This window comes from Nonomuraea endophytica (assembly GCF_014203235.1).
In the GTDB taxonomy this organism is placed as follows: domain Bacteria; phylum Actinomycetota; class Actinomycetes; order Streptosporangiales; family Streptosporangiaceae; genus Nonomuraea; species Nonomuraea endophytica.
Map to the genome: position 1 here is coordinate 975,542 of NZ_JACHIN010000001.1, position 22,175 is coordinate 997,716.

Below are 22,175 nucleotides of genomic sequence, written 5' to 3' on the forward strand. Positions count from 1 at the left end.
ACGGGATCCACCAGTCACCCCTCAGTACTTCAGCAGGTTCGCGTCGTCCACGGACGCCGACCTGCGGGTTCGGAAGATCGTCACGATGATGGCCAGACCGACCACGACCTCGGCCGCGGCCACCACCATCACGAAGAACGCGATGATCTGGCCTTCGAGGTTGCCGTTCTGCCTGGCGAAGGTGACGAACGCGAGGTTGCAGGCGTTGAGCATCAGCTCCACGCACATGAACACCACGATCGCGTTACGCCTGATCAGCACACCGAGCGCGCCGATGGCGAAAATCAGCCCCGAGAGGATCAGGTACTGCGTCGTCACTTCGACTCCTCCTCGACCTCGACCGAGTGCTTGATCGCCTCGGCGAGCTTCGGGTCGGCGGGCAGGTGGCCGTGCTCGACGTCGTAGCGCGCGATGTAGCGGTTGACCGACTTCTCGGAGACCGAGCCGTCGGGCAGCAGCGCCGGCATGTCGATGGCGTTGCTCCGGGCGTAGGTGCCCGGGCCGGGCAGCGGCGAGGGCTGGTCGCCCTGGAACCGGGCGCGCGAGAGGTCCTTCTGCGTGGCCTTGGCGGTGAGCCGCTCGCGGTGGGCGAGGACCATCGCGCCGAGCGCGGCGGTGATCAGCAGCGCCGAGGTCACCTCGAAGGCGAACACGTGGCGGGTGAAGATCTGCCCGGCCAGCGAGCGGATGTAGCCGCCCTGACCGGTCGCCGCCGCCAGGCCCTTGGCGTTGCCGAAGACGACGTTGCCGACGGCCAGGATGATCAGCGAGGCGAACCCGATCCCGGCGATCGCGGCCCAGAAGCGCTGCCCCTTCAACGTCTCCACGAAGGAGTCGGAGGAGTCGACGCCCACCAGCATGAGCACGAACAGGAAGAGCATCATGACGGCGCCGGTGTAGACGATGATCTGCACCGCGGCGAGGAACGGCGCGTCCTGCGCCGCGTACAGCACCGACAGGCAGAGCATGACGCCGCCCAGCATCAGCGCGGAGTAGACCGCCTTGCGGCTGAACACCACGCCCAGGGCTGCCGCCACGGACACGACGGCGAGCACCCAGAAAGTGACTTGCTCACCCATTGGTCCGTCCCAGGCGGTAGTAGTCCTCTTCGGTCTCACCGAGCCGCATCGGGTGCGGCGGCTGCTCCATGCCCTGCGTCAGCGGTGCGAGCAGCATCTCCTTGGTGTAGATGAGGCTTTCACGGTTGGTGTCGGCCAGCTCGTACTCGTTGGTCATGGTCAGCGCGCGAGTCGGGCAAGCCTCGATGCAGAGACCGCACAGGATGCACCGCAGATAGTTGATCTGGTAGGTGCGCCCATAGCGCTCGCCCGGGGAGAAACGCCCCTCCTCGGTGTTGTCCGCGCCCTCGACGTAGATCGCGTCGGCCGGACAGGCCCATGCGCACAGCTCGCAGCCGACGCACTTCTCCAGCCCGTCGGGCCAGCGGTTGAGCTGGTGGCGACCGTGGAAGCGAGGGGCCGTCGGCCGCTTCTCCTCCGGGTAGTTCACCGTGACGGGCTTCTTGAACATCGTGTGGAAGGTGACGCCGAAGCCCTTGACGGGGTTCAGCCAATCAGTTAGTCCCACTGGGAACCTCCTTGTGCTGCACCCCGTGGTAGTGCGGCAGATCGAGCGGCGGCACCGGGAATCCGCCGGCGGTCGGCTCGCGGTCCAGCTCTTCGAACTCCGCGGCGATCTTGGCCTTCTCGGCTTCCTTGCGGCGCTGGTTGACGGTGTCGAACCGGGCCCAGATGCCGAGCGCGCCGAGGACCACGATGGCGGTGATCGTCAGGACGACCGCCATGCTGCCCTCGAAGCCGGAGGTCGGTCCCTCCCTGACGTACATGATCGCCCGGACCGAGGCCACGAGCATGATCCATGCCAGGTTCAGCGGGATGAGGACCTTCCAGCCCAGCGACATCAGCTGGTCGTAGCGGACCCGCGGCAGTGAGGCGCGTACCCAGACCACGAAGGAGAAGACCAGGACGAACTTGATGAAGAACCAGAGCAGCCCCCACCAGCCTTCGTCCGGCAGGCCGAAGGGCGCCTGCCAGCCGCCAAGGAACAGCGTGATCGCCATCGCGGACGCGGTGAACGTGTGCAGGTACTCGCCCATCATGATCAGGGCGAACTTCAGCGAGGACGAGTACTCGGTCTGGAAACCGCCGACCAGCTCACCCTCGCCCTCGGGCAGGTCGAACGGGATACGCGCGGCCTCGCCGAAGCCGCAGATCACGAAGATCAGGAAGGACGGCAGCAGCAGCACCACGTACCAGGAGGGCATCGGGATGCCCCAGAACTCCCCGCCCGTGGCCTGCGCCTTGACGATCTCCGAGGTGGACAGCGTCCCGGCGAACAGGAACACGCCGACGAAGGACAGTCCCATGGCGATCTCGTAGGAGACCACCTGAGCCGCACTCCGCAAACCACCCAGCAGCGCGTACGGCGAGCGCGACGACCACCCGGCCAGCACGACGCCGTACACCGAGATGGCGCCCATGGCCAGCATGAACAGCACCGCGACCGGAAGGTCGACGAGCTGCAGCGGCGTCTGGACCCCGAACAGGTTGACCATGCCGGCGAACGGCGTGATCGAGAAGGCCAGGAACGCGGGGATCACCATGATGACCGGAGCCATCAGGTAGAGCGCCTTGTCCACCGTGTTCGGGAACAGGTCCTCCTTGAGGCCCATCTTCAGGCCGTCGGCCACCGACTGCAGCAGGCCGAACTTGCCCGCCCGGTTAGGGCCGATGCGGTTCTGCAGCTTGGAGATGAGCTTGCGCTCGTACCAGACGCCGAACAGGATCCCCAGCATCAGGAAGACGAAGAGCATCAGCGCCTTGACGATGGTGATCCAGAGCGGATCCTTGCCGAAGTCGGCCAGGGTCGGTTCCGTGGCGAGGAGGATCATGAAGCGCTCCCGATCGTGACGATGTCGCCGGACACCGCGCGCAGGTCGCGGGTGACCGAGCTGCCGCCGGAGTTCGCCGGCACCCACACCACACGGTCGGGCAGTTCGGCGATGCGCACCGGCAGCGTGATCGCGTCGCCGATGACGAGCTTGTCGCCGTCGCCCACGCCGATCTCGGCGGCGGTGCTCTCGGAGACCAGCGCCTCGCCCGCGCGGGAGGTGCCCGCGAGGTAGGGCTCGCCGTCCTGCAGGCGGCCGTCGTCGAGCAGCAGGTGCCAGGTCGCCAGCAGCGCCTGACCCGCCTGCGGCGTGCCGGCGGCGCCGCCGCCGACGTTGGGCGCGGCCACGTGGCTGCCGTGCCAGGCGCCGACCGAGCCGAGCTCGCGGCGGGCGGCCTTGGCGTCGGGCAGGCCCAGGTGCACGTCCAGGCGGTCGGCCAGGTTGCCGATCACGTGGAGGTCGCTCTGCAGGCCGGGCACCCTGATGGGCGCCTCGAACGAGCGGCCGCGGCCCTCCCAGTTGACGAACGTGCCGGACTTCTCCTGCACGGCCGCCACGGGCAGCACCACGTCGGCGCGGTCGGTGACGGCGCTCGCCCGGATCTCCAGGCTGACGATGAACGGCGTGTTCTCCAGCGCCGCCAGCGCGGCGGCCGGGTCGGCCAGGTCGTAGGGGTCGACGCCGGCGATGACCAGCGCGTCGATCTCCTCGGCCAGGGCTGCGGCCAGGATGCCGTCGGTGTCGCGGCCCGGCGTGGCCGGCAGCGAGGCGACGTCCCACGCCCTGGCGATCTCCGCCCTGGCGCTCTCGTCCTCGACCGGACGGCCGATCGGCAGCAGGTTCGGCAGCGCGCCGGCCTCGATGGCGCCCCGCTCACCGGCCCTGCGCGGGACCCAGGCGACCCTGGCACCGGTGGCGGCGCTCAGCCGTACCAGAGCCGACAGGGCGCCGGGGGCGGTGGCGAGCCGCTCGCCGGCGAGCACGATCGTGCCCTCGGCCAGCGTGCCGATGAGGTCGCCGATGGCCTCGGCCTCGGCGCCCGGGGCGGTGCGGATGAGCGTGCCGCCCATCTTGGCCAGGCCCTTGGCGGCGAACGGCGCGATCGAGGTGACCTTCAGGCCGTGCTTCTTCCAGGCCTTGCGCAGGCGCAGGAAGACGATCGGCGACTCCTCCTCGGGCTCGAAGCCGACCAGGACGACGGCCGGGGCCTTCTCCAGGTCGGTGTAGGAGACCTCGATGCCCTTGCCGGCGACGGCGTGGGCGAGGAACTGGGTCTCCTCGGCCGAGTGCGGCCGGGCGCGGAAGTCGATGTCGTTGGTGCCTAGCGCGAGCCTGGCGAACTTGGAGTAGGCGTAGGCGTCCTCGACGGTCAGCCGGCCGCCGAGCAGGACGCCGGTCTTGCCCCGGGCCGCGGCCAGGCCCTCGGCCGCGACGGCCAGCGCCTCCGGCCAGGAGGCCGGGACGAGCACGCCCTCCTCGTTGCGGACCAGCGGCGTCTTCAGCCGGTCGGGCTGCGTGGCGTAGGTGAACGCCCAGCGGCCCTTGTCGCAGTTCCACTCCTCGTTCACCTGCGGCTCGTCACCGGCCAGCCGACGGGTGACCCGGCCGCGGCGGTGGTCGGTGCGCTGGGCGCAGCCGGAGGCGCAGTGCTCGCAGACGCTCGGCGTCGAGACCAGGTCGAACGGGCGGGCGCGGAAGCGGTAGGCGGCGCCGGTCAGCGCGCCCACCGGGCAGATCTGGACGGTGTTGCCCGAGAAGTAGGACTCGAACGGCTGGCCGTCGGCCACCCGTACCTGCTCCCTGGCCCCGCGCTCGAAGAAGTCGATGAACGGGTCGCCGGCGATCTGGTCGGAGAAGCGGATGCAGCGCGCGCACTGCACGCAGCGCTCGCGGTCGAGCAGGACTTGCGTCGAGAGCGGCAGCGGCTTGGGGAAGGTCCGCTTGTGCTCGTGGAAGCGGGACTCGCCCTGGCCGTTGGACATCGCCTGGTTCTGCAGGGGGCACTCGCCGCCCTTGTCGCAGACCGGGCAGTCGAGCGGGTGGTTGAGGAGCAGGAACTCCATCGCCGCCCGCTGCGCCTTCTCGGCCACCGGCGAGGTGAGCTGGGTCTGCACGACCATGCCCTGGGCGACCTCGATCGCGCAGGAGGGCTGCGGCTTGGGGAAGCCGCGGCCGTTGCCGGCGTCGGGGATGTCGACCAGGCACTGGCGGCAGTTGGCCGCCGGGTCGAGCAGCGGGTGGTCGCAGAACCTCGGGATCTGGATGCCCAGGAGCTCGGCGGCCCGGATGATCAGGGTGCCCTTGGGGACGCTGACCTGGAAGCCGTCGATGCTCAGGGTCACCAGGGAGGTTTCTACAGCGGTGGTCGTCACTGGTCACCCCAGACAGTGGACTTCTTCGCGTCGAACGGGCAGCCGCCGACCTCGAAGTGCTTGAGGTACTCGTCGCGGAAGTACTTCACCGACGAGTGGATCGGGCTGGCCGCGCCGTCGCCCAGGGCGCAGAAGGACCGGCCGAGGATGTTGTCCGCGATGTCGGTGATCGTGGACAGGTCCTCCTCGGTGCCCTGACCGGCTTCCAGGCGCTTGAGCACCTGCTTGAGCCAGTAGGTGCCCTCGCGGCAGGGCGTGCACTTGCCGCAGGACTCGTGGGCGTAGAACTCGGTCCAGCGCAGCACGGTCCTGACCACGCAGGTGGTCTCGTCGAAGATCTGCAGCGCGCGGGTGCCGAGCATCGAGCCCTTGAGCCCGACCTGCTCGAAGTCGAGCGGCACGTCCATGTGCTCGGCGGTGAAGATCGGCGTGGAGGAGCCGCCCGGGGTCCAGAACTTGAGCTCGTGGCCCGCGCGGATGCCGCCGGCCATGTCGAGAAGTTCGCGCAGCGTGATGCCCAGCGGCGCCTCGAACTGGCCGGGCCGCGTGACGTGCCCGCTCAGCGAGAAGATGCCGAAGCCCTTCGACTTCTCCGTCCCCATCCCGGCGAACCAGTCGGCGCCGTTGGTGACGATCGAGGGAACACTGGCGATCGACTCCACGTTGTTCACGACAGTAGGCGAGGCGTACAGGCCCGCCACGGCCGGGAACGGGGGCTTGAGCCGAGGTTGACCGCGACGCCCTTCGAGCGAGTCGAGCAGCGCCGTCTCCTCGCCGCAGATGTACGCCCCAGCGCCCGCGTGCACGACCAGGTCGAGGTCATAGCCGGAGCCGAAGACGTCCTTGCCGAGGTAGCCCTTCTCGTACGCCTCGCGCACGGCCGCGTGCAGCCGGCGGATGACGTGGAGCACCTCGCCGCGCACGTAGATGAAGGCGTGGTTGGCGCGGATGGCGTAGGACGTGATGATGATGCCCTCGACCAGCGAGTGCGGGTTGGCCATCATCAGCGGGATGTCCTTGCAGGTGCCCGGCTCCGACTCGTCGGCGTTGACGACGAGGTAGTGGGGCTTGCCGTCACCCTGCGGGATGAAGCCCCACTTCATGCCGGTGGGGAAGCCCGCGCCGCCGCGACCGCGCAGCCCGGAGTCCTTGACCGCCTGGATGACCGCGTCGGGGTCCATGCCGAGGGCCTTCTTCGCCGCGTCGTAGGGCCCGTAGCCCTCCAGCGTGAAGGAGTTGGGCTGGTCCCAGTTTGCCGTCAGGACCGGCGTCAGCGTAGTGCTCATGCCTCAGGGGCCTTCCATCCGTTGGCCTTGGCGACCTTGAGGCCCTCCAGCGAGGCTCCGGCGGCCGAGGGGCCGTCGCCCGCCAGCTCGTCGGGCAGCCCGGCGAGCACGCGCGAGGCCTCCTTGAAGGTGCAGAGCTTCTTCGGCCCGCGGGTCGGCGAGATGCTCTTGCCGTCGCGCAGGTCGTCGACGAGCTGCTTGGCCGAGTCGGGCGTCTGGTTGTCGAAGAACTCCCAGTTGACCATCATGACCGGGGCGAAGTCGCAGGCCGCGTTGCACTCGATGCGCTCCAGCGAGACCTTGCCGTCGGCGGTCGCCTCTTCGTGACCGACGCCGACGTGCTCCGACAGCTCTTCCCAGATCTGGTCGCCGCCCATGACGGCGCACAGGGAGTTGATGCAGACGCCGACGTGGAAGTCTCCGGCCGGGCGGCGCTTGTACATGGTGTAGAACGTCGAGACGCCCACCACCTCGGCCTTGCTCAGGCCCAGGATCTCCGCGCAGAACTCGTGGCCGTCGTCGGAGACGTAACCCTCCTCCGACTGCACCAGGTGCAGCAGGGGCAGCAGCGCGGAGCGAGTCTTCGGGTAACGCCCGATGATCTCCTTCGCGTCCCGCTCAAGACGTTCGCGGACCTCCGGTGAAAAGCTCACCGGTCAACACCTCCCATAACCGGGTCGATAGAAGCCACCGCGGCGATCACGTCGGCGACCTGTCCGCCTTCCGTCATGGCGGGGAAGGCCTGCAGGTTCGTGAAGGAGGGCTCGCGGAAGTGCACGCGGTAAGGCCGGGTGCCGCCGTCGCTGACCACGTACGCGCCGAGCTCGCCCTTGGGCGACTCGATCGAGGCGTACGCCTGGCCGGCCGGCACCCGGAAGCCCTCGGTCACCAGCTTGAAGTGGTGGATCAGGGCTTCCATGGAGCTGCTCATGATGTGCGCGATGTGGTCGGGCGAGTTGCCGAGGCCGTCGGGGCCCAGCGCGAGCTGCGCCGGCCAGCCGATCTTCTTGTCCTCGATCATCACGGGCTTGCCCTTGAGCGGACCGGCGATCCGGTCCAGAGCCTGCTCGATGATCTTGAGGGACTCCTCCATCTCCTTCATGCGCACCAGGTAGCGGGAGTAGACGTCGCAGCCGCGCTCGGTGGCGACCTCGAAGTCGTAGGTCTCGTATCCGCTGTAGGGCTGCGACTTGCGCAGGTCCCAGGGCAGACCGGCGGCGCGCAGGATCGGGCCGGTGACGCCCATCGCCATGCAGCCGGTCAGGTCCAGGTAGCCGACGTCCCTGGTGCGGCGGACGTAGACGGGGTTCTCGTCGAGAAGCTTGCGGACGTCCTTGATCCGCTTGGGCATCTCCTTGAGGAACTCGCCCACCTTGTCAACAGCGCCCGCGGGCAGGTCGACGCTGACGCCGCCGGGCCGTACGTAGGCGTGGTTCATGCGCAGGCCGGTGATGTACTCGAACAGATCCATGATCAGTTCGCGGTCGCGGTAGCCGAACAGGAACGGCGTCGTCGCGCCCAGCTCCATGCCGAACGTGCCCATCGCGACCAGGTGCGAGGCGATGCGGTTGAGCTCCATCATCATCACGCGGATGGCCTGGGCCCGCGCGGGGACCTGGTCGGTGATGCCGAGCAGCTTCTCCACGCCCATGCAGTACGCGGTCTCGTTGAAGATCGGCGCGAGGTAGTCCATGCGGGTCACGAACGTGGTCCCCTGGGTCCACGTCCGGTATTCCATGTTCTTCTCGATGCCGGTGTGCAGGTAGCCGATGACGCCGCGCGCCTCGGTGACCGTCTCGCCGTCGAGGGTCAGGACCAGCCGGAGCACGCCGTGCGTGGACGGGTGCTGCGGGCCCATGTTGATGACCAGGCGCTCTTCCTCGGAGTCGCGCGCGCTGGTGACGACCTCGTCCCAGTCGCCGCCGCTGACCGAGTAGACCTTGCCTTCGGTCGCCTCGTCATAACCCGTGCTCACGAGTGATCCTCCCTTGGGTCGTCAACGCATGAAGCTCGACGTAGCTCGCTCATGCGTAGGACCTCCTCTCGTCCGGCGCGGGGATCGTGGCGCCGCGGTATTCGACCGGGATGCCGCCCAGCGGGTAGTCCTTGCGCTGCGGGTGACCGTCCCAGTCGTCCGGCATCATGATCCGCGTCAGCGCGGGGTGGCCGTCGTAGACGATGCCGAAGAAGTCGTACGCCTCGCGCTCGTGCCAGTCGTGCGTCGGGTAGACGGCGACCGTCGACGGGATGTGCGGGTCGGCGTCCGGCGCCCAGGTCTCGACGCGCACCCGGGTGTTGTGGGTGATCGAGGCCAGGTGGACGACCGAGTGGAGCTCCTCGCCCTGCAGGTGCGGGTAGTGCACGCCGGTCACGCCGAGCGACAGCTCGAAGCGCAGGTCGGCGTCGTCGCGCAGCTTGCGCAGGACCTCCACCAGGCGCTCGCGCTTGACGTGGAGGGTCAGCTCGCCCCTGTCGACGACGACGCGCTCGATGGCGTCGTCCAGGTCGAGGGTGTCGACCAGGGCGTCGAAGTAGCCGCCGAAGGGGCGGGGGGTGGACAGTTCGGGGGCTCGCCGTACGACGAGGCCACCGTAGCCGGAGGTGTCGCCGGTGTCGTGGGCGCCGAACATGCCCTGCCGGGCGATGGGCGTCTGCGGCACTTCGGTTTCTGGTACCTCGGGAAGGTTGTCGCTCACTTCCCCGCCCCCTGGTCGATCAGCGGAAGGGTGCGCAGGGCCTGCAGTTCGAGCTCGTCGATCTGCTTCTTGCGGTGCGCGCCGAACTTCATGTTCTGGATCTTGTCGTGCAGCTTCACGATCGAGTCGATCAGCATCTCCGGCCGCGGCGGACAGCCGGGCAGGTAGACGTCGACCGGGATGATGTGGTCGACGCCCTGCACGATGGCGTAGTTGTTGAACATGCCGCCGCTGGAGGCGCACACGCCCATGGAGATGACCCACTTGGGCTCGGCCATCTGGTCGTAGATCTGGCGCACGACCGGCGCCATCTTCTGCGACACGCGGCCGGCGACGATCATCAGGTCGGCCTGGCGGGGAGACGCCGAAGCGCGCTCCATGCCGAAGCGCGCCAGGTCGAAGTGGGGGCCACCGGTGGCCATCAGCTCGATGGCGCAACATGCGAGGCCGAAGGTGGCCGGCCATACGGAGTTCTTGCGCGCCCAGCCGGCGGCCTGCTCGACCGTGGTGAGGATGAACCCGCTGGGGAGTTTCTCTTCAAGTCCCATAATCAGTCCCAGTCCAGACCCTTGCGGCGCCACACGTACGCATAGGCGACAAGCACGGTGACGATGAACAGCACCATCTCGACCAGCGCGAACACCCCGAGGCCCGAGGCGATCACCTGGCCGTCGGCGCCCTTCAGCGGGGCGAAGGAGACCGCCCACGGATAAAGGAAGATGATCTCGATGTCGAACACGATGAACAGCATCGCGGTGATCATGTATTTCAGCGGAAAGCGTCCGCCACCGACAGGCTGGGGCGTCGGCTCGATGCCGCATTCGTAGGCGTCAAGCTTGGCGCGGTTCCAGCGCTTGGGACCGGTGAACGGAGCGACCGCGACCGAGAAGATCGCGAAGCCTCCCGCGAGAATGGCGAGCACCAGGATGGGCACATAAAGGTCCATCGCTACGCCTCCTCTTCTGTCGCAACGCGCGCGGGCGCGCAGTCTGACCTATAAGTTTGCCGGGTGGGTCTGCGGTTCATGCTGGTGGGGCGACCTTCGAGAGTGCGTTGATGATCCTGTCTGACGCATCGCCTCGCCGGTCGGTGAGATTACCAAGGAGTTTGAGCGCGAAGCGCATCAGCCTCGGGTGAGGCAGCCCGTGCCTCGTACCGAAGCTCATCACACCTGGCTTCCCGATCGCTTCGACGAACAATCTGCCCAAGGTGAAATATCCGCCATACGCGTCCTTGAGGACCTGCGGGTAGGTGCGCAGGATACGTTCCTGCTGCGCGGGAGTGGTACCGCGAAGCGACTTCGCGATCACCTCGGCCGCGATCTCGCCCGTCTCCATGGCGTAGGCGATGCCCTCGCCGTTGAACGGGTTGATGGCGCCGCCGGAGTCGCCGACGAGCACCAGGCCACGGGTGTAGTGCGGCTGCCTGTTGAAGGCCATCGGCAGGGCCGCGCCGCGGATCGGCCCTGTCATGTTCTCCTCGGTGAACTCCCACTCGGCCGGCATGTTCCTGCACCATCGCTTGAGCAGCTCACGGTAGTCGATCTTGCCGAAGGCGTCGCTGGTGTTGAGCAGGCCGAGCCCGACGTTGCTGGTGCCGTCGCCGACGGGGAAGATCCACCCGTAGCCCGGCAGCAGCGTGTCCTGGTCCCACAGTTCGAGCCAGGTCTCCAGGTAGTCGTCGTCGTGGCGCGGGCTCTGGAAATAGGTGCGTACGGCCACGCCCATCGGACGGTCCTCGCGCTTGTGCAGCCCCATCCCGAGCGCCATGCGCGTGCTGTTCCCGTCGGCGGCGACGACGAGGCGGCTGCGGTAGGTGGCGCCGTCCTTGGTGGTGACACCGGTCACGTGCCCGCTGCGGTCGTCCAGGATCGGGCCGGTGACGTTGACGCCCTCCATGAGGCGTACCCCGGCCTTGACCGCGTGGGCGGCCATGATCTGGTCGAAGTCCTGGCGGGTGCGGACCAGGCTGAAGTCGGGGAAGCTGTCGAGCCGCGGCCAGTCGAGCTCGAAGCGGAGCCCGCCGCCGACGACCCGCAGGCCCTTGTTCCTGATCCAGCCGGGTCCGTCGATGTCGACGCCCATGTTCTGCAGTTGCTTGACCGCGCGTGGGGTCAAGCCGTCTCCGCAGACCTTCTCCCTGGGGAAACGCGTCTTCTCCAGGAGGAGCACGTCCAGCCCTGCGCGGGCCAGGTAAAACGCGGTCGCGGAGCCTGAGGGACCGGCGCCGACGACGATGACGTCGGCGTCAACTGTGTTCATGGTCGCGCCCGCTCACCACTCGTTGGCATCGTGCCTCGCTCTCTCGTGGCGAGCTCCTGCGCTTGGCGTACGGCTGCTGGCACGGTCACTGGACTTTGTCCTGTCCTACACGCTCGAAGGCCGTGGGGTATGGCGCCTTCGTTCCTTTGTGAACCCCTTCACAAACTTGTCGGCCCGCAGTCTAACGCTTTTACGGGGCAAAGTGGCAGCCGGGGGTCCCGATCATGAGGCGGGTTTGAAGCCGCGGTGCATGGCGACGATGCCGAGACTCAAGTTGCGCCAGGCGACACGCTCCCAGCCCGCCTCCTGAATGATCCTGGCCAGCGACGGCTGATCCGGCCAGTCTCTGATGGACTCGGCCAGATACTCATAGGAGTCGTCGTTGGAGCCGAGGACCTTGGCCACCTTGGGCAGCATCTTCATCAGATACTCCCGGTAGAAAAGGTCGAACGACTTCACGGTCACGTGCGAGAACTCCATGATCACCAGCCGGCCGCCCGGCTTGGTGACGCGCAGCATCTCGCGCAGCGCCACCGGGGTGTCGTGCACGTTGCGCAGCGCCACCGAGATCGTCACCGCGTCGAAGCTGTCGTCAGCGAACGGCAGTCGCATCGCGTCACCCGCGACGAACGGGATGCCGGGGCCGCTGAGCGCGTTGCCTCCGTGGCGGCGCACGCCGGTCTGCAGCATGCCCAGCGAGAAGTCGGAGGCGATCGCCCGCGCGCCCAGCGTGGTGAAGCTGTCGGTGGAGGTGCCCGTGCCCGCGCCCAGGTCGAGGACCACCTCCCCGGGGCCCGCGTCCACGGCCGCCGCGACCGCCTTGCGCCAGTAGCGCACCTGACCGAACGAGATCACATCGTTGACGAGGTCATAGCGCCGGGCCGTGCGATCGAACATCGCGGCGACCTCGTGCGGCTGCTTGTCCAACTGAGCGCGGGTCATGCGGCAAGCCTATTGCCCCCGCCCGTAAGGCCCTCATCGCGTGTGCCCTATCCCGACAATGAACGGAAAGTAGCCGCTCCATAACGCACTGTCTGCTAGAACTTGGCGAATGTTCGCGCGTGTCACCCTTGCAGCGGTCATCACGATGGCCCCTGTCACGCACACCCGCGTGGTGTCCGCCAACCCGGCCGACACCACCCCCCACGTCCTCGACGGCATCGTCAACACCATCGCCCTGGTGGGCGGCACCGTGGTGGTGGGCGGCTCGTTCAGCGAGGTAGCCGACGCGAGACGCACGACCACCTTCCCCCGCAGCAACCTCTTCGCCTTCGACCTGGCCACCGGCGACGTCCTGGCCGACTTCGCCCCGGTCGTCGCCGGTCCCGTCCACGCGCTGGCCGCCGGCGCCGACGGCACCGTCTACGTCGGCGGCGACTTCCCGTCCGTCAACCGCACGCGGGCGCGCGCGCTGACCCGCCTGAGCCTGTCCGACGGCTCGACGGTACGCGGCTTCGCCCCGCGCGTGTCCGGCGGCGCCGTGACCACGCTGGCCAGACGCGGCGCCCACCTCTATACCGGCGGCGACTTCACCTCGCCGAGAACCGCGCTGGCCAGGCTCGACGCCACGACCGGCGCCGCCGACCCGCGCTTCACCATCGAACCGGGCCTGCCCCGCACCCCCAAGGTCAAGGTCCACGCGCTGGCCGCGAGCGCCGACCGGCTGGTAATCGACGGCAGCTTCACCACGCTCGACGGCGAGCCCCGGCCCCAACTGGGCGTGATCGACATCTCCACGCCGACGCCCCGGGTGGCCAACTGGCGCACGGCCGCGTACGAGCCGCAGTGCCAGGACGTCTTCCCCAGCTATGTCCGCGGCCTCGACCTGTCACCCGGCGGCGACTATTTCGTGGTCGTCACGACCGGCGGCAACGGGGACACGCGCCGCCTGTGCGACAGCGCGGCCAGGTTCGAGACCTACACCAGGAGCCAGCGGGTCAGGCCGACCTGGGTGAACTACACCGGCGGCGACTCGCTCTACTCGGTCGCGGCGACCGGCGCTGCCGTCTACGTGGGCGGGCATCAGCGCTGGATGGACAACCCGCGCGGCCGTGACTCGGCGGGCCCCGGCGCGGCGCCCAGAGAGGGCATCGCCGCCCTCGATCCGCGCACCGGAAAGGCGCTCGGGTGGAATCCGGGACGTGAACGCGGTATCGGCGTCAAGGCATTTCTGGCGTACAACCGCGGACTACTCGTTGGTAGTGACACAACTCGACTCGGACGGGAGTACCATGCCCGGATTGGCATGTTCCCTCTGCCCTAGTCGTCCTGCGGCTTAGGCCGGTCGATCTTGTCGCTGATGCGGGCGCTCATGGCGTCACGCTGCTTGGACAGCAGGACGTAGCTGGCCACACCGCTGATCAGGAAAGCCACCAGGATCAGCACCAGCGGATTTTGCAGTCCGAGCAAGTACAGGACACCGAGGGTCACGATGAACAAGCCGATGCGCGACGCGGTGTAAACGAGAACGGGATGCACAGGTCAGAGGTTACTCGCCCCTGGTCGTGCCCCTGCGGGCCGTACCCGCTGCCGCTCTTCGCATCGGGCGCGAGCACTGCTACTGTTCCCAGTCAGGGTGTTTCGTAAAGAAACACCCACGAGAGCCCCAAAGAGGCTCTATCATATAACAATCGGGCAGTCAGCCGATAACAACCCGTGATCTTTGTCGAAAACCACGGATAAATCAGGCTTCGCTCGACACACTGGTTACCTGTCCGCCCGCTGGCAGGAAGCGGGATGCGAGGGGGAGAGATTGGTGGAGAGTAGCAGCGAGCGTCTGCTGACCCCAGGAGAGGTTGCCGCCCTCTTCCGGGTAGACCCAAAGACGGTTACACGCTGGGCTGCGGCAGGCCGCATCAGCAGTATCCGCACCCCCGGAGGGCACCGTCGCTTCCGCGAGTCGGAAGTGCACGCCCTTCTTAGAGGCGAGGATGTTCTTACGGCCGAACGGCCGGCAGGTGAGTCCCCGCGCGTTTGACGTTCCGTCAGGTCGGTGATCCTGCGCCGCAGGATCACCGCCACGGATCCCACAGGCACGCTCTTCTCGCCGGTACGGCCCGGCCCCCAGTGGCCGAGGACCGAAACGAGCGCCCCACCCCGCGCTGAATCCCGGCACGCGTGCCCACGCCCTCTACGTACATTGCCCGGACGACCCGAACCACGACCCGGCCTCCACCCCTCAGGCCGTCGCGGTGACCACCACCCCCCGTCGGTCAGGGTTGTCCCCCGATGTCAGGCGTCCTCCTGCTCAGCCTTGAAGGCCAGGAACTCCTGCTCCAGCTCGTCGTTCTCCGCCGCCCAGCGCGCACGCCGCTCGGCCGCCTCCTCCTCGGTGCACGACTCCGGCAGCCATCGCTCGTAGTCGGGATCCCCGGGCTCCACTTCCACATACGCGTTGCCGATGAGACGCCCGTCTTCACTGGTCAGGCTCTGCGGCACGCGCAGGGTCCCGTCAGCGAGCCGGATGACGTACATCGCTCATCACCTAGATTCCGTAGCGCCGGTTGAAGAACAACATGACGTCGAGGGCCATCCGCGTGTCACCGCCCAGCATGTCGACCAGCGCGGGACGCTGGCGCGAGGAGATGGCGGCGAAGGCGTCCGCGAAGAACTCCTTGCGGCCCAGTCCCCCGCCCTGCCGGTGGAAAGCGGAGGCCAGCATGGGAGCGGCCTTCTCGTAGAGTGCCACGAACTCGGGCGAGTCGGAGACCCAATCGCCATGCGGGGAGTCGATGTCGTCCAGAGCGTGGCCGACCTCGTGCATCATCACGTCGGGTGTGGGAGAGGGCCGATCTCCTACGACGATCTTGCGGTCGCCGTACGCGCCGGCGCAGATGTCCCAGGAGGCCTTGCCGGAGGGCAGCGGGGCGCCGCGCAGGTAGCCCATGTCGTCGAGGTCGGGGACGCCGCCGGCGCCGACGTAGATGCCTTCGAGGCCGATGGCGAGCTTGCGCTTCAGCCGTTCGGGCAGCCGGGCGAGGCTCTCCACGGCGCGCACGGCCTCCGGTGAGGGCGGGCCGAGCCGGGCGTCCCACTGGCGGTGCAGGACGGCTTCCAGCTCGCCGCAGTGCCGTAAGCCGTCCGCCTGGACGGGCGCTTCGGGCCGGTTGGGCTGCGCGCGCGGCGGCAGGTCGGTGAGCTCGAAGTCGTGCCAGGTGTACTGCGGCCGCTCCACGACCGCGGCGGGCAGCCGCTCGCGCCGCCAGCCGGGCTCGTCGGCCCGCTCGGGCCGCCGCGCCTGCTCCGCCTCTTCCGCACGCTCGACGCGTTCGCGTCGCTCGCGTCTTCGAAACGGCCACCCGCTCCGCTCGGCCTGAGGCTGTCCACGGAAGGACGGCGCGTCTCCCCCGGGCGGCCGCTGCGCATGCTGCCGCTCGGCCTCGCGGAAGCCCTCAGCGGGCGTGTCACGGGACCAGAACGAGCGGTCCGCCTCCGGCGGCGCGTCACCGCGGCGCGAGAAGAGGTAGGACCCGCGCCGCCACCAACGTCCACGTCGATGCCGGCCCTTGTCGCTGGAGAAGGCCATCTCACCCCTAGACCACCCTGCCCATCAGGTGAAACCCCTCCGCTCCACCTGATCCGGTTCCACGGTACGCGGCCGATCTTCCCGAGTCATCCGAAATGGGACACCGAGCAAGCACGATCACGCCTCGGATGGCTTACAGTTCGGGCATGGCAGGTGTCCTGGTCACCCTGGCGGTGCTGGCTTTCTGGCTCTACTCCCTGTTCGACGTCATCACGACGCCGGAGGACGAGGTGCGGAACGTGCCAAAGACCCTCTGGGTGCTCGTCATCATCCTCGTCCCCGTAGTAGGCGGGCTTCTGTGGTTTCTGCTCGGCAGGCCCACCCGTGGCGCCGCCGAGGACGGTCCCCTGCGCATGCCTCGGCCCCCGGCGCCGCCGCGCCAGGATCCACCCAAGGGACCGGAGGACGACCCGGACTTCCTGCGCGACCTCGACAAGCGGATGCGCGGGGAGGAATGAGCCGCTAGTTGCCGACGTCGGCGTAGCTGTGCATGCCGCCGAGGAAGATGTTGACGCCGACCAGGTTGAACATCAGGCAGGCGAAGGCGACCAGCTGCACGATCGTGGCGGCCCTGCCGCGCCATCCGGCCGTGACCCGGGCGTGCAGGTAGGCGGCGTAGGCCACCCACGTGATGAACGACCAGACCTCCTTGGGGTCCCAGCCCCAGTAGCGTCCCCACGCCTTGTCGGCCCACAGCGCGCCGGCGATCACCGCGAAGGTCCAGATCGGGAAGGCCACGACGATCGCGCGGTGCGCGACCCGCTCCAGGTCAGAGCGGGTGGGCAGGCGTGAGAGGCCGTCGCCGCGGATGAGGTAGAGCACCCCGGCCGCGCCGGCCACGATGAACAGGCCGCTGGCCAGGATCGCGGCGGAGACGTGGATGGCGATCCAGTAGGAGTTGAGCGCGGGCACCACGGGACCGGCGGCGGTATAGAGGAACTTCACCGCGGCGCCGAGCCCGAGCACCGCCACGACCATGACGAACGGGCCGAGGAAGCGCACGTTGGTGCGCAGCTGCGTGGCCAGGAACGCGGTCACGGCGGCCAGGCAGATGGCGACCACGAACTCGTACATGTTGCCCCAGGGCCAGCGCTCCACTGCCAGCCCCCGGGTGACGATGGCAGAGGCGTTGGCCGCCCAGCCGACCCAGGCCAGGGCCATGCCCACCTTGCCGGCGGTGCCCGCCCAGGCGGGCGGCTCGGGGTCGGCGGGGACCGCGACCTGGCCGGGAGCCTCGTCCTGCGGGGCGCCGACGGTCACGGGCTGCTTGACGCGGCCCTTGGCGGGCGCGTCGGTGCGGGCCCTGCCGTAGGCCAGCTCCAGAGCGAAGCCGATCATGGCGGCGAGGTAGAGGAGCACGGCACCGACGACGAGCTGGTCGCTCGCCTCGGCCAGTACTTCAGCGGACATCCTTGTCTCCAGCTGATAGGACCTTGACGATGTCGGCGAACTCCTCGGCGAAGCCCGCTGCGGAACCCTCGGTGCGGGTGAGGCCGCCCACCTCGGCCGTGCCGTCCTTGACCCGGACGAACACCCGGCGGCGGCGGATCACCAGCGAGAACACGATGGACACGGTGGCGAGCCCGGCGGCCAGCAGGGCGGGCACCCGGCCCGGATCGTAGGCGATCTGGAGCGTCATCCACTCCTTGACCGCGACGAACTCCAGCTTGCCGAGCCCGTCGGGCAGGTCGAACGACTGGCCGGGGGCCAGCGGCTTGGGAGCCGTGGAGCCCATGACCAGCGGCTTGAGCTTCTTCATGATCTCGGGCGGCGCGAGCTCGTACACCGACTGAGGTCGTCCTGAGCGCACCCCGAAGTCGCCCGTGAAGGCGCCGAGGACCTGCACCCTCGGCATGAGGTCGCCGGGGAAGCTGGAGGTGAAGCCGCCGCCCTGGGCGGGCGCGACGGTCGGCAGGAAGCGCATGAGGAAGCCGAGCTGACCCGGCTGTGCGTCGGGCGCCTTGAGCACGCAGCCGGAGACGCGGGTGGCCGGGAACTCGATCAGGCACGGGACCGCGCCCTCGAAGGCGACCTGGCCCTTTCCGTCGGTGATGCGGAAGAACGGCGCGTAGCCGTTGCCGATCAGGTAGGTCTGGGTGCCGTTGATCTCCAGCGGCTCGTTGACCTTCAGCTCGTAGTCGCGCTGGGGCGCGCCGGGCGCGTCCTTGACCTTGAGGTGGGCGGAGAAGTCGAGCGGCTGGCCGATCTTCGTCGGGTCGCCGCCGACCTGGTAGGAGGCCTTGAACTCGTCGAGCGTGAAGGAGAACGGCTCCAGCGACTCGGCCGAGACCTGGTTGCCCGGCATGAACCGGTCGTAGGCGGCGACGGTGTTGGCGAAGCCCTCGTCCTCCACGACCAGCACGTTGCCCCGGTAGCCGAACACCGCGCCGATGCCCACGGCGACCAGCAGGCCGAGCAGGGAGACGTGGAAGAGCAGGTTGCCGGTCTCGCGCAGGAAGCCCTTCTCGGCCGAGACCCAGCCGTCGCCGGTCTCGACGCGGAAGCGCAGCTTGCGCAGCCGGCGGGCGGCCACCTCCACGGTGAGCCCCTCGTCGAGGACCGTGTGGTGGGGCAGGCGCGACAGGTGGCGGGGCGCGGCGGGCGGCCTGCGCCGCAGCTCCTTGAAGTACGTCGTGGTACGCGGCACGATGCAGCCCACCAGCGAGGTGAACAGCAGCAGGTAGATCGCGGCGAACCAGACCGAGTTGAAGACGTCGAAGAGCTGGAAGCGCTGGTACCACTCGGCGCGGACCGGGTCGTTGAGGTAGATCTGCGCGACCTTGTCCGGCTCGACGCCGCGCTGCGGGATCAGCGAGCCGGGGATCGAGCCCAGCGCGAACAGGAACAGCAGGAGCAGCGCCGTCTTCATCGAGGTGAGCGTGCGCCACGTCCAGCGCAGCCAGGCCACCGGGCCGAACCCGGGCGGCGTGGGCGCCTGCTTCTCCATCTCCTGAACGGCCATCAGATCACCGGCTGGAATCCGCCGATGAGCCCCTGCAGGCTCGCGATCATCTGTCCCCACAACCCGGTGACGAGAAGGACTCCGACGGCGACCATCATGCCCCCGCCGATGCGGGTGATGAGCTGGGAGTGCTTACGGATCGCGGCGAACGTCCGCAACGCCCTGCTGTACGCCAGCGCCGCCCCGACGAACGGCAGCCCGAGTCCCAGCGCGTAGAAGACGGCCAGGGTGGCGCCGCGCGCCGCGCTGCCCTCGTTCAGCCCGAGCGCGAGCACGACGGCCAGCGTCGGGCCGATGCACGGCGTCCAGCCGAGCCCGAACACGATGCCGAGCAGCGGCGCCCCGGCCAGCCCCGCGGCGGGCTTGCGGTGGATGCGCACGTCCCGCATGAAGCCCGGCACGAGTCCGAGGAAGGCCAGCCCGAGCACGATCGTCAGTACCCCGAGCACCCGCGTGATCACCTGGGCGTTGCCCAGCACCAGCGAGCCGAGCCCGCCGAACAGCGCCCCGCTGAGCACGAACACCACCGCGAACCCGGCCACGAACAGCACGGTGCCCAGCACCAGCCGCCCGCGCTTGGGGTCGGCGCTCATCCCGGTCACGTACGACAGGTAGCCCGGCACCAGCGGCAGCACGCACGGCGACAGGAACGACACGATCCCGGCGAGCACCGCGATCGGCACGGCCAGCAGCAGCGACCCCGAGGCCACGACCTCATTCATCGCGGACCCTGGTGACCGTGTTCATCAGGTCGGTGAACTTCACCGCGCCCAGCGCCCTGGCCGCGATCCTGCCCTGCTTGTCGATGATCAGCGTGGACGGGATGGCCGCCGGCGGCACCGTGCCCTGGAAGGACAGCGCCACCTCGCCGGGCTGGTCGAAGATGCTCGGGTAGCCGGACTGCTCCGTGCGCTCGAACGCGATCGCGTCGGCCTTGCGGTCCTTGAAGTCGATGCCGAGGAACTCCACGCCGCTCGCCTTGGTCTTGGCCGCGACGTCCTTGAGCACCGGCGCCTCGGCCCGGCAGGGCCCGCACCACGACGCCCAGAAGTTGATCACCACGACCTTGCCCTTGTGCCCGGCCAGCGAGGCGGTGCCGCCGTCGAGCGTCGGTCCTTCGACGGCGGGGGCGGGCTTGCGCTCGGCGGCGGGGAAGACCTGCATCCTCCCGTCGCCGGCGATGAAGCGGGTGTCACCGGCCTGCGGCTGGCCGCTCTGGTTGACCGCACACCCCGCGACCAGGACAGTCAGCAGGGCGAGGGCGAGGGACGTCGCGCGCACGGGAGGATGATCTCCTTGTACTACAACCGGTAGAGCTTGCAACTCTACCGGCGAGGTCACACGCCCCGAACACCAGGGCTCAGGCTCCCGGCGGACGCTGACCTTTCCGCAGAGACCCGGCCGGCTCGCTGTAGCCGACACTGATCAGCCGGTCCTCGTCGAAGGTGAGGCTGGTGATGCTGGCGAGGGAGCACTGACGCCGCCGCGGGTCGTGCCACAACCGGCGCCCCTCGGCCGCGAGCCGGATCGCCCAGATCGGGAGCTGGTGGCTGACCAGCACCACCTCGTGCCCGCGCGCGACGGCGCGGGCGTCCTCGATCACCCCGCGCATGCGCTGCACGATCTCCAGGTACGGCTCGCCCCACGACGGCTTCCACGGGTTGTAGAAGTAGCGGTAGTTACGCGGGCTGCGCAGGATCGCCAGGCCGGCGCCGACGGTCCGGCCCTCCAGGAGGTTGCCCGCCTCCACCAGCCGGTCGTCGGCCGTCACGGTCAGGCCGAACGCGGTGGCCAGCGGCGCTGCGGTCTCGCGGGCACGTTCCAGCGGGGAGGAGTACAGGGCCACGATGTCGCGGCCGGCGACGGCCTTGGCGACCATCTCGGCCATCTGCTGACCTGTCTCGGACAGGTGGTAGCCGGGAAGTCTGCCGTAAAGGATGCCGTGGGGATTGTGCACCTCACCGTGGCGCAGCAGGTGAACGACGGTGGTCTCAGCCATGGTGTGGGACAGCCTATCCGTTTCGATGGCGCCGATAGGCGACCCGGTCTCGTCCGAAAAGGGCACCGACGGTAAAGTCGCCTTGACTGCGCCTAGGGTTCCGCGTTCCGGTCCGTCCTGATGACACACAACCAGGGCCGGCGGACAGGTCCGAGCGGCGCCGCGGCCCTGGGCCGTACAGCTGACGGGACAAAAGCCTGGAGGCTCCTATCCGCACACCCGGAAGGAGCTCACCGCTTGAACGCCTGGGCCCTCGCTCTCGTCCTCGTCGCCGCCGTGGCGCACGCCACCTGGAACCTCCTCAGCAAGAAGGCCTCCCAGGCCGACGGCCTGATCTTCCTCTGGCTGGTCGCGGTCGCCTCGACCGTCATGTGGGCTCCGGTGTTCGCCGGGTTCCTGCTCGTCACGGGCACTCCGGTGCGGTGGAGCGACGTGGCGGTGGTCTGCGTCAGCACGTCGCTCCACCTGGGCTACTTCGTGCTGCTGCAGCGCGGCTACCGGTACGGCGACCTGTCGACGGTGTATCCGGTGGCGCGGGGCACCGGGCCGATGCTGGCCAGCCTGGTGGCGGTGCTGTTCCTGGGCGAGCGGCCAGGGATCGCCGGGGTCGCGGGGATCGCGCTGGTCGGGATCGGGGTGTTCATGATGAGCGGCGGTGGCCGGGCCGACGCCCGTGGGCTCGGGTTCGGGCTGGGGACGGGGGTGTTCATCGCCGCGTACACGGTGTGGGACGCGCAGGTGGTCGGCGCGTTCGCGGTGGCGCCGTTGGTGCTGAACTACCTGGGTGAGGCGGGGCGGGCGCTGGCGCTGACCCCGGCGATGCTGAGGGGCGGTCGGCGGCGGCTGATCGGGGGGATCTGGCGCGAGCACCGCTGGCACGTGCTGGGTGCGGGCGTGCTGATCCCGCTTTCTTACCTGCTGGTGTTGTTCGCGTTCACGATGGCGCCGGTCAGCGTGGTGGCGCCGACGCGGGAGATCAGCGTGCTGATCGCGGTCCTGCTCGGCGGCAGGCTGCTGGCCGAGGGTGACCTGCGCCGCAGGCTCCTGGCCGCCGGGGTGATCCTCGGCGGCGTGGTGACGATAGCCCTCAGCTGATCCCCGCGTGAGCCCTCAGCTGAGCCCGGGCTGAGGGCTCAGCTGAGCCCGGGCTGAGGGCTCAGCTG

At 68.9% G+C, this 22,175-nt stretch carries 25 protein-coding genes; 4 read left to right on the top strand and 21 right to left on the bottom strand.

The window, feature by feature from the left end:
• Positions 1 to 21: 21 nt before the first annotated feature.
• The 13 genes from nuoK to HNR40_RS04785 all read right to left on the bottom strand — a co-directional run bounded on the left by nuoK (position 22) and on the right by HNR40_RS04785 (position 12,468).
• Positions 22 to 318, bottom strand: a complete 297-nt coding sequence (nuoK, locus tag HNR40_RS04725) for an NADH-quinone oxidoreductase subunit NuoK (RefSeq protein ID WP_184958585.1) — start codon at positions 316 to 318, stop codon at positions 22 to 24.
• On the bottom strand, positions 315 to 1,079 hold the full coding sequence (locus HNR40_RS04730; protein ID WP_184958587.1) for an NADH-quinone oxidoreductase subunit J: 765 nt from the start codon (positions 1,077 to 1,079) through the stop codon (positions 315 to 317). Before HNR40_RS04730 ends, nuoK begins: the two co-directional genes overlap by 4 nt.
• Positions 1,072 to 1,587 (bottom strand): NADH-quinone oxidoreductase subunit NuoI, encoded by a 516-nt coding sequence (gene nuoI, locus HNR40_RS04735; protein WP_184958589.1) that lies wholly within the window; start codon positions 1,585 to 1,587, stop codon positions 1,072 to 1,074. Before nuoI ends, HNR40_RS04730 begins: the two co-directional genes overlap by 8 nt.
• Positions 1,574 to 2,911, bottom strand: coding sequence for an NADH-quinone oxidoreductase subunit NuoH (gene nuoH / locus HNR40_RS04740; RefSeq protein ID WP_184958591.1), 1,338 nt, complete (start codon positions 2,909 to 2,911; stop codon positions 1,574 to 1,576). Before nuoH ends, nuoI begins: the two co-directional genes overlap by 14 nt.
• Positions 2,908 to 5,256, bottom strand: a complete 2,349-nt coding sequence (locus HNR40_RS04745) for an NADH-quinone oxidoreductase subunit G (RefSeq protein WP_221340071.1) — start codon at positions 5,254 to 5,256, stop codon at positions 2,908 to 2,910. Before HNR40_RS04745 ends, nuoH begins: the two co-directional genes overlap by 4 nt.
• 23 nt (positions 5,257 to 5,279) lie before the next feature.
• The gene (gene nuoF, locus HNR40_RS04750; RefSeq protein WP_184958595.1) at positions 5,280 to 6,569 is read right to left on the bottom strand and encodes an NADH-quinone oxidoreductase subunit NuoF; all 1,290 of its coding nucleotides are present in this window, start codon (positions 6,567 to 6,569) and stop codon (positions 5,280 to 5,282) included.
• Positions 6,566 to 7,222: an NADH-quinone oxidoreductase subunit NuoE gene (gene nuoE, locus HNR40_RS04755; RefSeq protein ID WP_184958597.1), complete on the bottom strand. Its 657-nt coding sequence runs from the start codon at positions 7,220 to 7,222 to the stop codon at positions 6,566 to 6,568. The genes nuoF and nuoE overlap by 4 nt, the downstream gene beginning before the upstream one ends.
• Positions 7,219 to 8,544, bottom strand: coding sequence for an NADH-quinone oxidoreductase subunit D (locus tag HNR40_RS04760; RefSeq protein ID WP_184958600.1), 1,326 nt, complete (start codon positions 8,542 to 8,544; stop codon positions 7,219 to 7,221). The genes nuoE and HNR40_RS04760 overlap by 4 nt, the downstream gene beginning before the upstream one ends.
• Before the next feature lie 49 nt (positions 8,545 to 8,593).
• Positions 8,594 to 9,265 (bottom strand): NADH-quinone oxidoreductase subunit C, encoded by a 672-nt coding sequence (locus HNR40_RS04765; protein WP_184958602.1) that lies wholly within the window; start codon positions 9,263 to 9,265, stop codon positions 8,594 to 8,596.
• Positions 9,262 to 9,813 (bottom strand): NuoB/complex I 20 kDa subunit family protein, encoded by a 552-nt coding sequence (locus HNR40_RS04770; protein ID WP_184958604.1) that lies wholly within the window; start codon positions 9,811 to 9,813, stop codon positions 9,262 to 9,264. The genes HNR40_RS04765 and HNR40_RS04770 overlap by 4 nt, the downstream gene beginning before the upstream one ends.
• Positions 9,814 to 9,815: 2 nt before the next feature.
• Positions 9,816 to 10,211 (bottom strand): NADH-quinone oxidoreductase subunit A, encoded by a 396-nt coding sequence (locus HNR40_RS04775; RefSeq protein ID WP_184958606.1) that lies wholly within the window; start codon positions 10,209 to 10,211, stop codon positions 9,816 to 9,818.
• A gap of 76 nt (positions 10,212 to 10,287) precedes the next feature.
• A complete protein-coding gene (locus HNR40_RS04780) occupies positions 10,288 to 11,526 on the bottom strand; it encodes a geranylgeranyl reductase family protein (RefSeq protein WP_184958608.1) in 1,239 nt (412 codons plus the stop codon).
• 222 nt (positions 11,527 to 11,748) lie between these two features.
• Positions 11,749 to 12,468 (bottom strand): demethylmenaquinone methyltransferase, encoded by a 720-nt coding sequence (locus HNR40_RS04785; protein ID WP_184958610.1) that lies wholly within the window; start codon positions 12,466 to 12,468, stop codon positions 11,749 to 11,751.
• Between the two features lie 109 nt (positions 12,469 to 12,577).
• On the opposite strand from HNR40_RS04785, the gene HNR40_RS04790 reads away from it, so the two are divergent.
• Positions 12,578 to 13,789 (top strand): hypothetical protein, encoded by a 1,212-nt coding sequence (locus tag HNR40_RS04790; RefSeq protein ID WP_184958612.1) that lies wholly within the window; start codon positions 12,578 to 12,580, stop codon positions 13,787 to 13,789.
• Here the strand turns inward: HNR40_RS04790 and HNR40_RS04795 are convergent.
• Positions 13,786 to 14,004, bottom strand: a complete 219-nt coding sequence (locus HNR40_RS04795) for a DUF4229 domain-containing protein (protein ID WP_184958614.1) — start codon at positions 14,002 to 14,004, stop codon at positions 13,786 to 13,788. The genes HNR40_RS04790 and HNR40_RS04795 overlap by 4 nt on opposite strands.
• Positions 14,005 to 14,281: 277 nt before the next feature.
• On the opposite strand from HNR40_RS04795, the gene HNR40_RS04800 reads away from it, so the two are divergent.
• Positions 14,282 to 14,503 carry a BldC family transcriptional regulator gene (locus tag HNR40_RS04800; RefSeq protein ID WP_157248821.1) on the top strand — a complete coding sequence of 74 codons (222 nt, stop codon included), beginning with the start codon at positions 14,282 to 14,284 and terminating at the stop codon, positions 14,501 to 14,503.
• A gap of 254 nt (positions 14,504 to 14,757) precedes the next feature.
• Here the strand turns inward: HNR40_RS04800 and HNR40_RS04805 are convergent, their stop codons facing one another.
• Together HNR40_RS04805 and HNR40_RS04810 are read right to left on the bottom strand one after the other, a co-directional pair.
• On the bottom strand, positions 14,758 to 15,000 hold the full coding sequence (locus tag HNR40_RS04805; RefSeq protein ID WP_184958616.1) for a hypothetical protein: 243 nt from the start codon (positions 14,998 to 15,000) through the stop codon (positions 14,758 to 14,760).
• A gap of 10 nt (positions 15,001 to 15,010) precedes the next feature.
• A complete protein-coding gene (locus tag HNR40_RS04810; RefSeq protein WP_184958618.1) occupies positions 15,011 to 16,051 on the bottom strand; it encodes a hypothetical protein in 1,041 nt (346 codons plus the stop codon).
• 146 nt (positions 16,052 to 16,197) lie between these two features.
• Between HNR40_RS04810 and HNR40_RS04815 the strand changes: the two genes are divergently transcribed.
• Positions 16,198 to 16,509 (top strand): PLDc N-terminal domain-containing protein, encoded by a 312-nt coding sequence (locus HNR40_RS04815; RefSeq protein WP_246508331.1) that lies wholly within the window; start codon positions 16,198 to 16,200, stop codon positions 16,507 to 16,509.
• A 4-nt stretch (positions 16,510 to 16,513) separates the two neighbouring features.
• Here HNR40_RS04815 and ccsA read toward each other — a convergent pair whose 3' ends face one another.
• The 5 genes from ccsA to HNR40_RS04840 all read right to left on the bottom strand — a co-directional run bounded on the left by ccsA (position 16,514) and on the right by HNR40_RS04840 (position 21,012).
• Positions 16,514 to 17,461 carry a cytochrome c biogenesis protein CcsA gene (gene ccsA / locus HNR40_RS04820; RefSeq protein WP_184958622.1) on the bottom strand — a complete coding sequence of 316 codons (948 nt, stop codon included), beginning with the start codon at positions 17,459 to 17,461 and terminating at the stop codon, positions 16,514 to 16,516.
• Complete coding sequence (gene resB, locus HNR40_RS04825) at positions 17,451 to 19,013, bottom strand: cytochrome c biogenesis protein ResB (protein WP_184958624.1); 1,563 nt, start codon at positions 19,011 to 19,013, stop codon at positions 17,451 to 17,453. The genes ccsA and resB overlap by 11 nt, the downstream gene beginning before the upstream one ends.
• On the bottom strand, positions 19,013 to 19,735 hold the full coding sequence (locus HNR40_RS04830) for a cytochrome c biogenesis CcdA family protein (RefSeq protein ID WP_184958626.1): 723 nt from the start codon (positions 19,733 to 19,735) through the stop codon (positions 19,013 to 19,015). Before HNR40_RS04830 ends, resB begins: the two co-directional genes overlap by 1 nt.
• Positions 19,728 to 20,294 (bottom strand): TlpA family protein disulfide reductase, encoded by a 567-nt coding sequence (locus tag HNR40_RS04835; RefSeq protein ID WP_184958628.1) that lies wholly within the window; start codon positions 20,292 to 20,294, stop codon positions 19,728 to 19,730. Before HNR40_RS04835 ends, HNR40_RS04830 begins: the two co-directional genes overlap by 8 nt.
• A gap of 79 nt (positions 20,295 to 20,373) precedes the next feature.
• Positions 20,374 to 21,012 carry a histidine phosphatase family protein gene (locus HNR40_RS04840; protein WP_184958630.1) on the bottom strand — a complete coding sequence of 213 codons (639 nt, stop codon included), beginning with the start codon at positions 21,010 to 21,012 and terminating at the stop codon, positions 20,374 to 20,376.
• 237 nt (positions 21,013 to 21,249) lie between these two features.
• Between HNR40_RS04840 and HNR40_RS04845 the strand changes: the two genes are divergently transcribed.
• The gene (locus tag HNR40_RS04845; protein ID WP_184958631.1) at positions 21,250 to 22,107 is read left to right on the top strand and encodes an EamA family transporter; all 858 of its coding nucleotides are present in this window, start codon (positions 21,250 to 21,252) and stop codon (positions 22,105 to 22,107) included.
• The last annotated feature ends 68 nt before the right edge of the window (positions 22,108 to 22,175 follow it).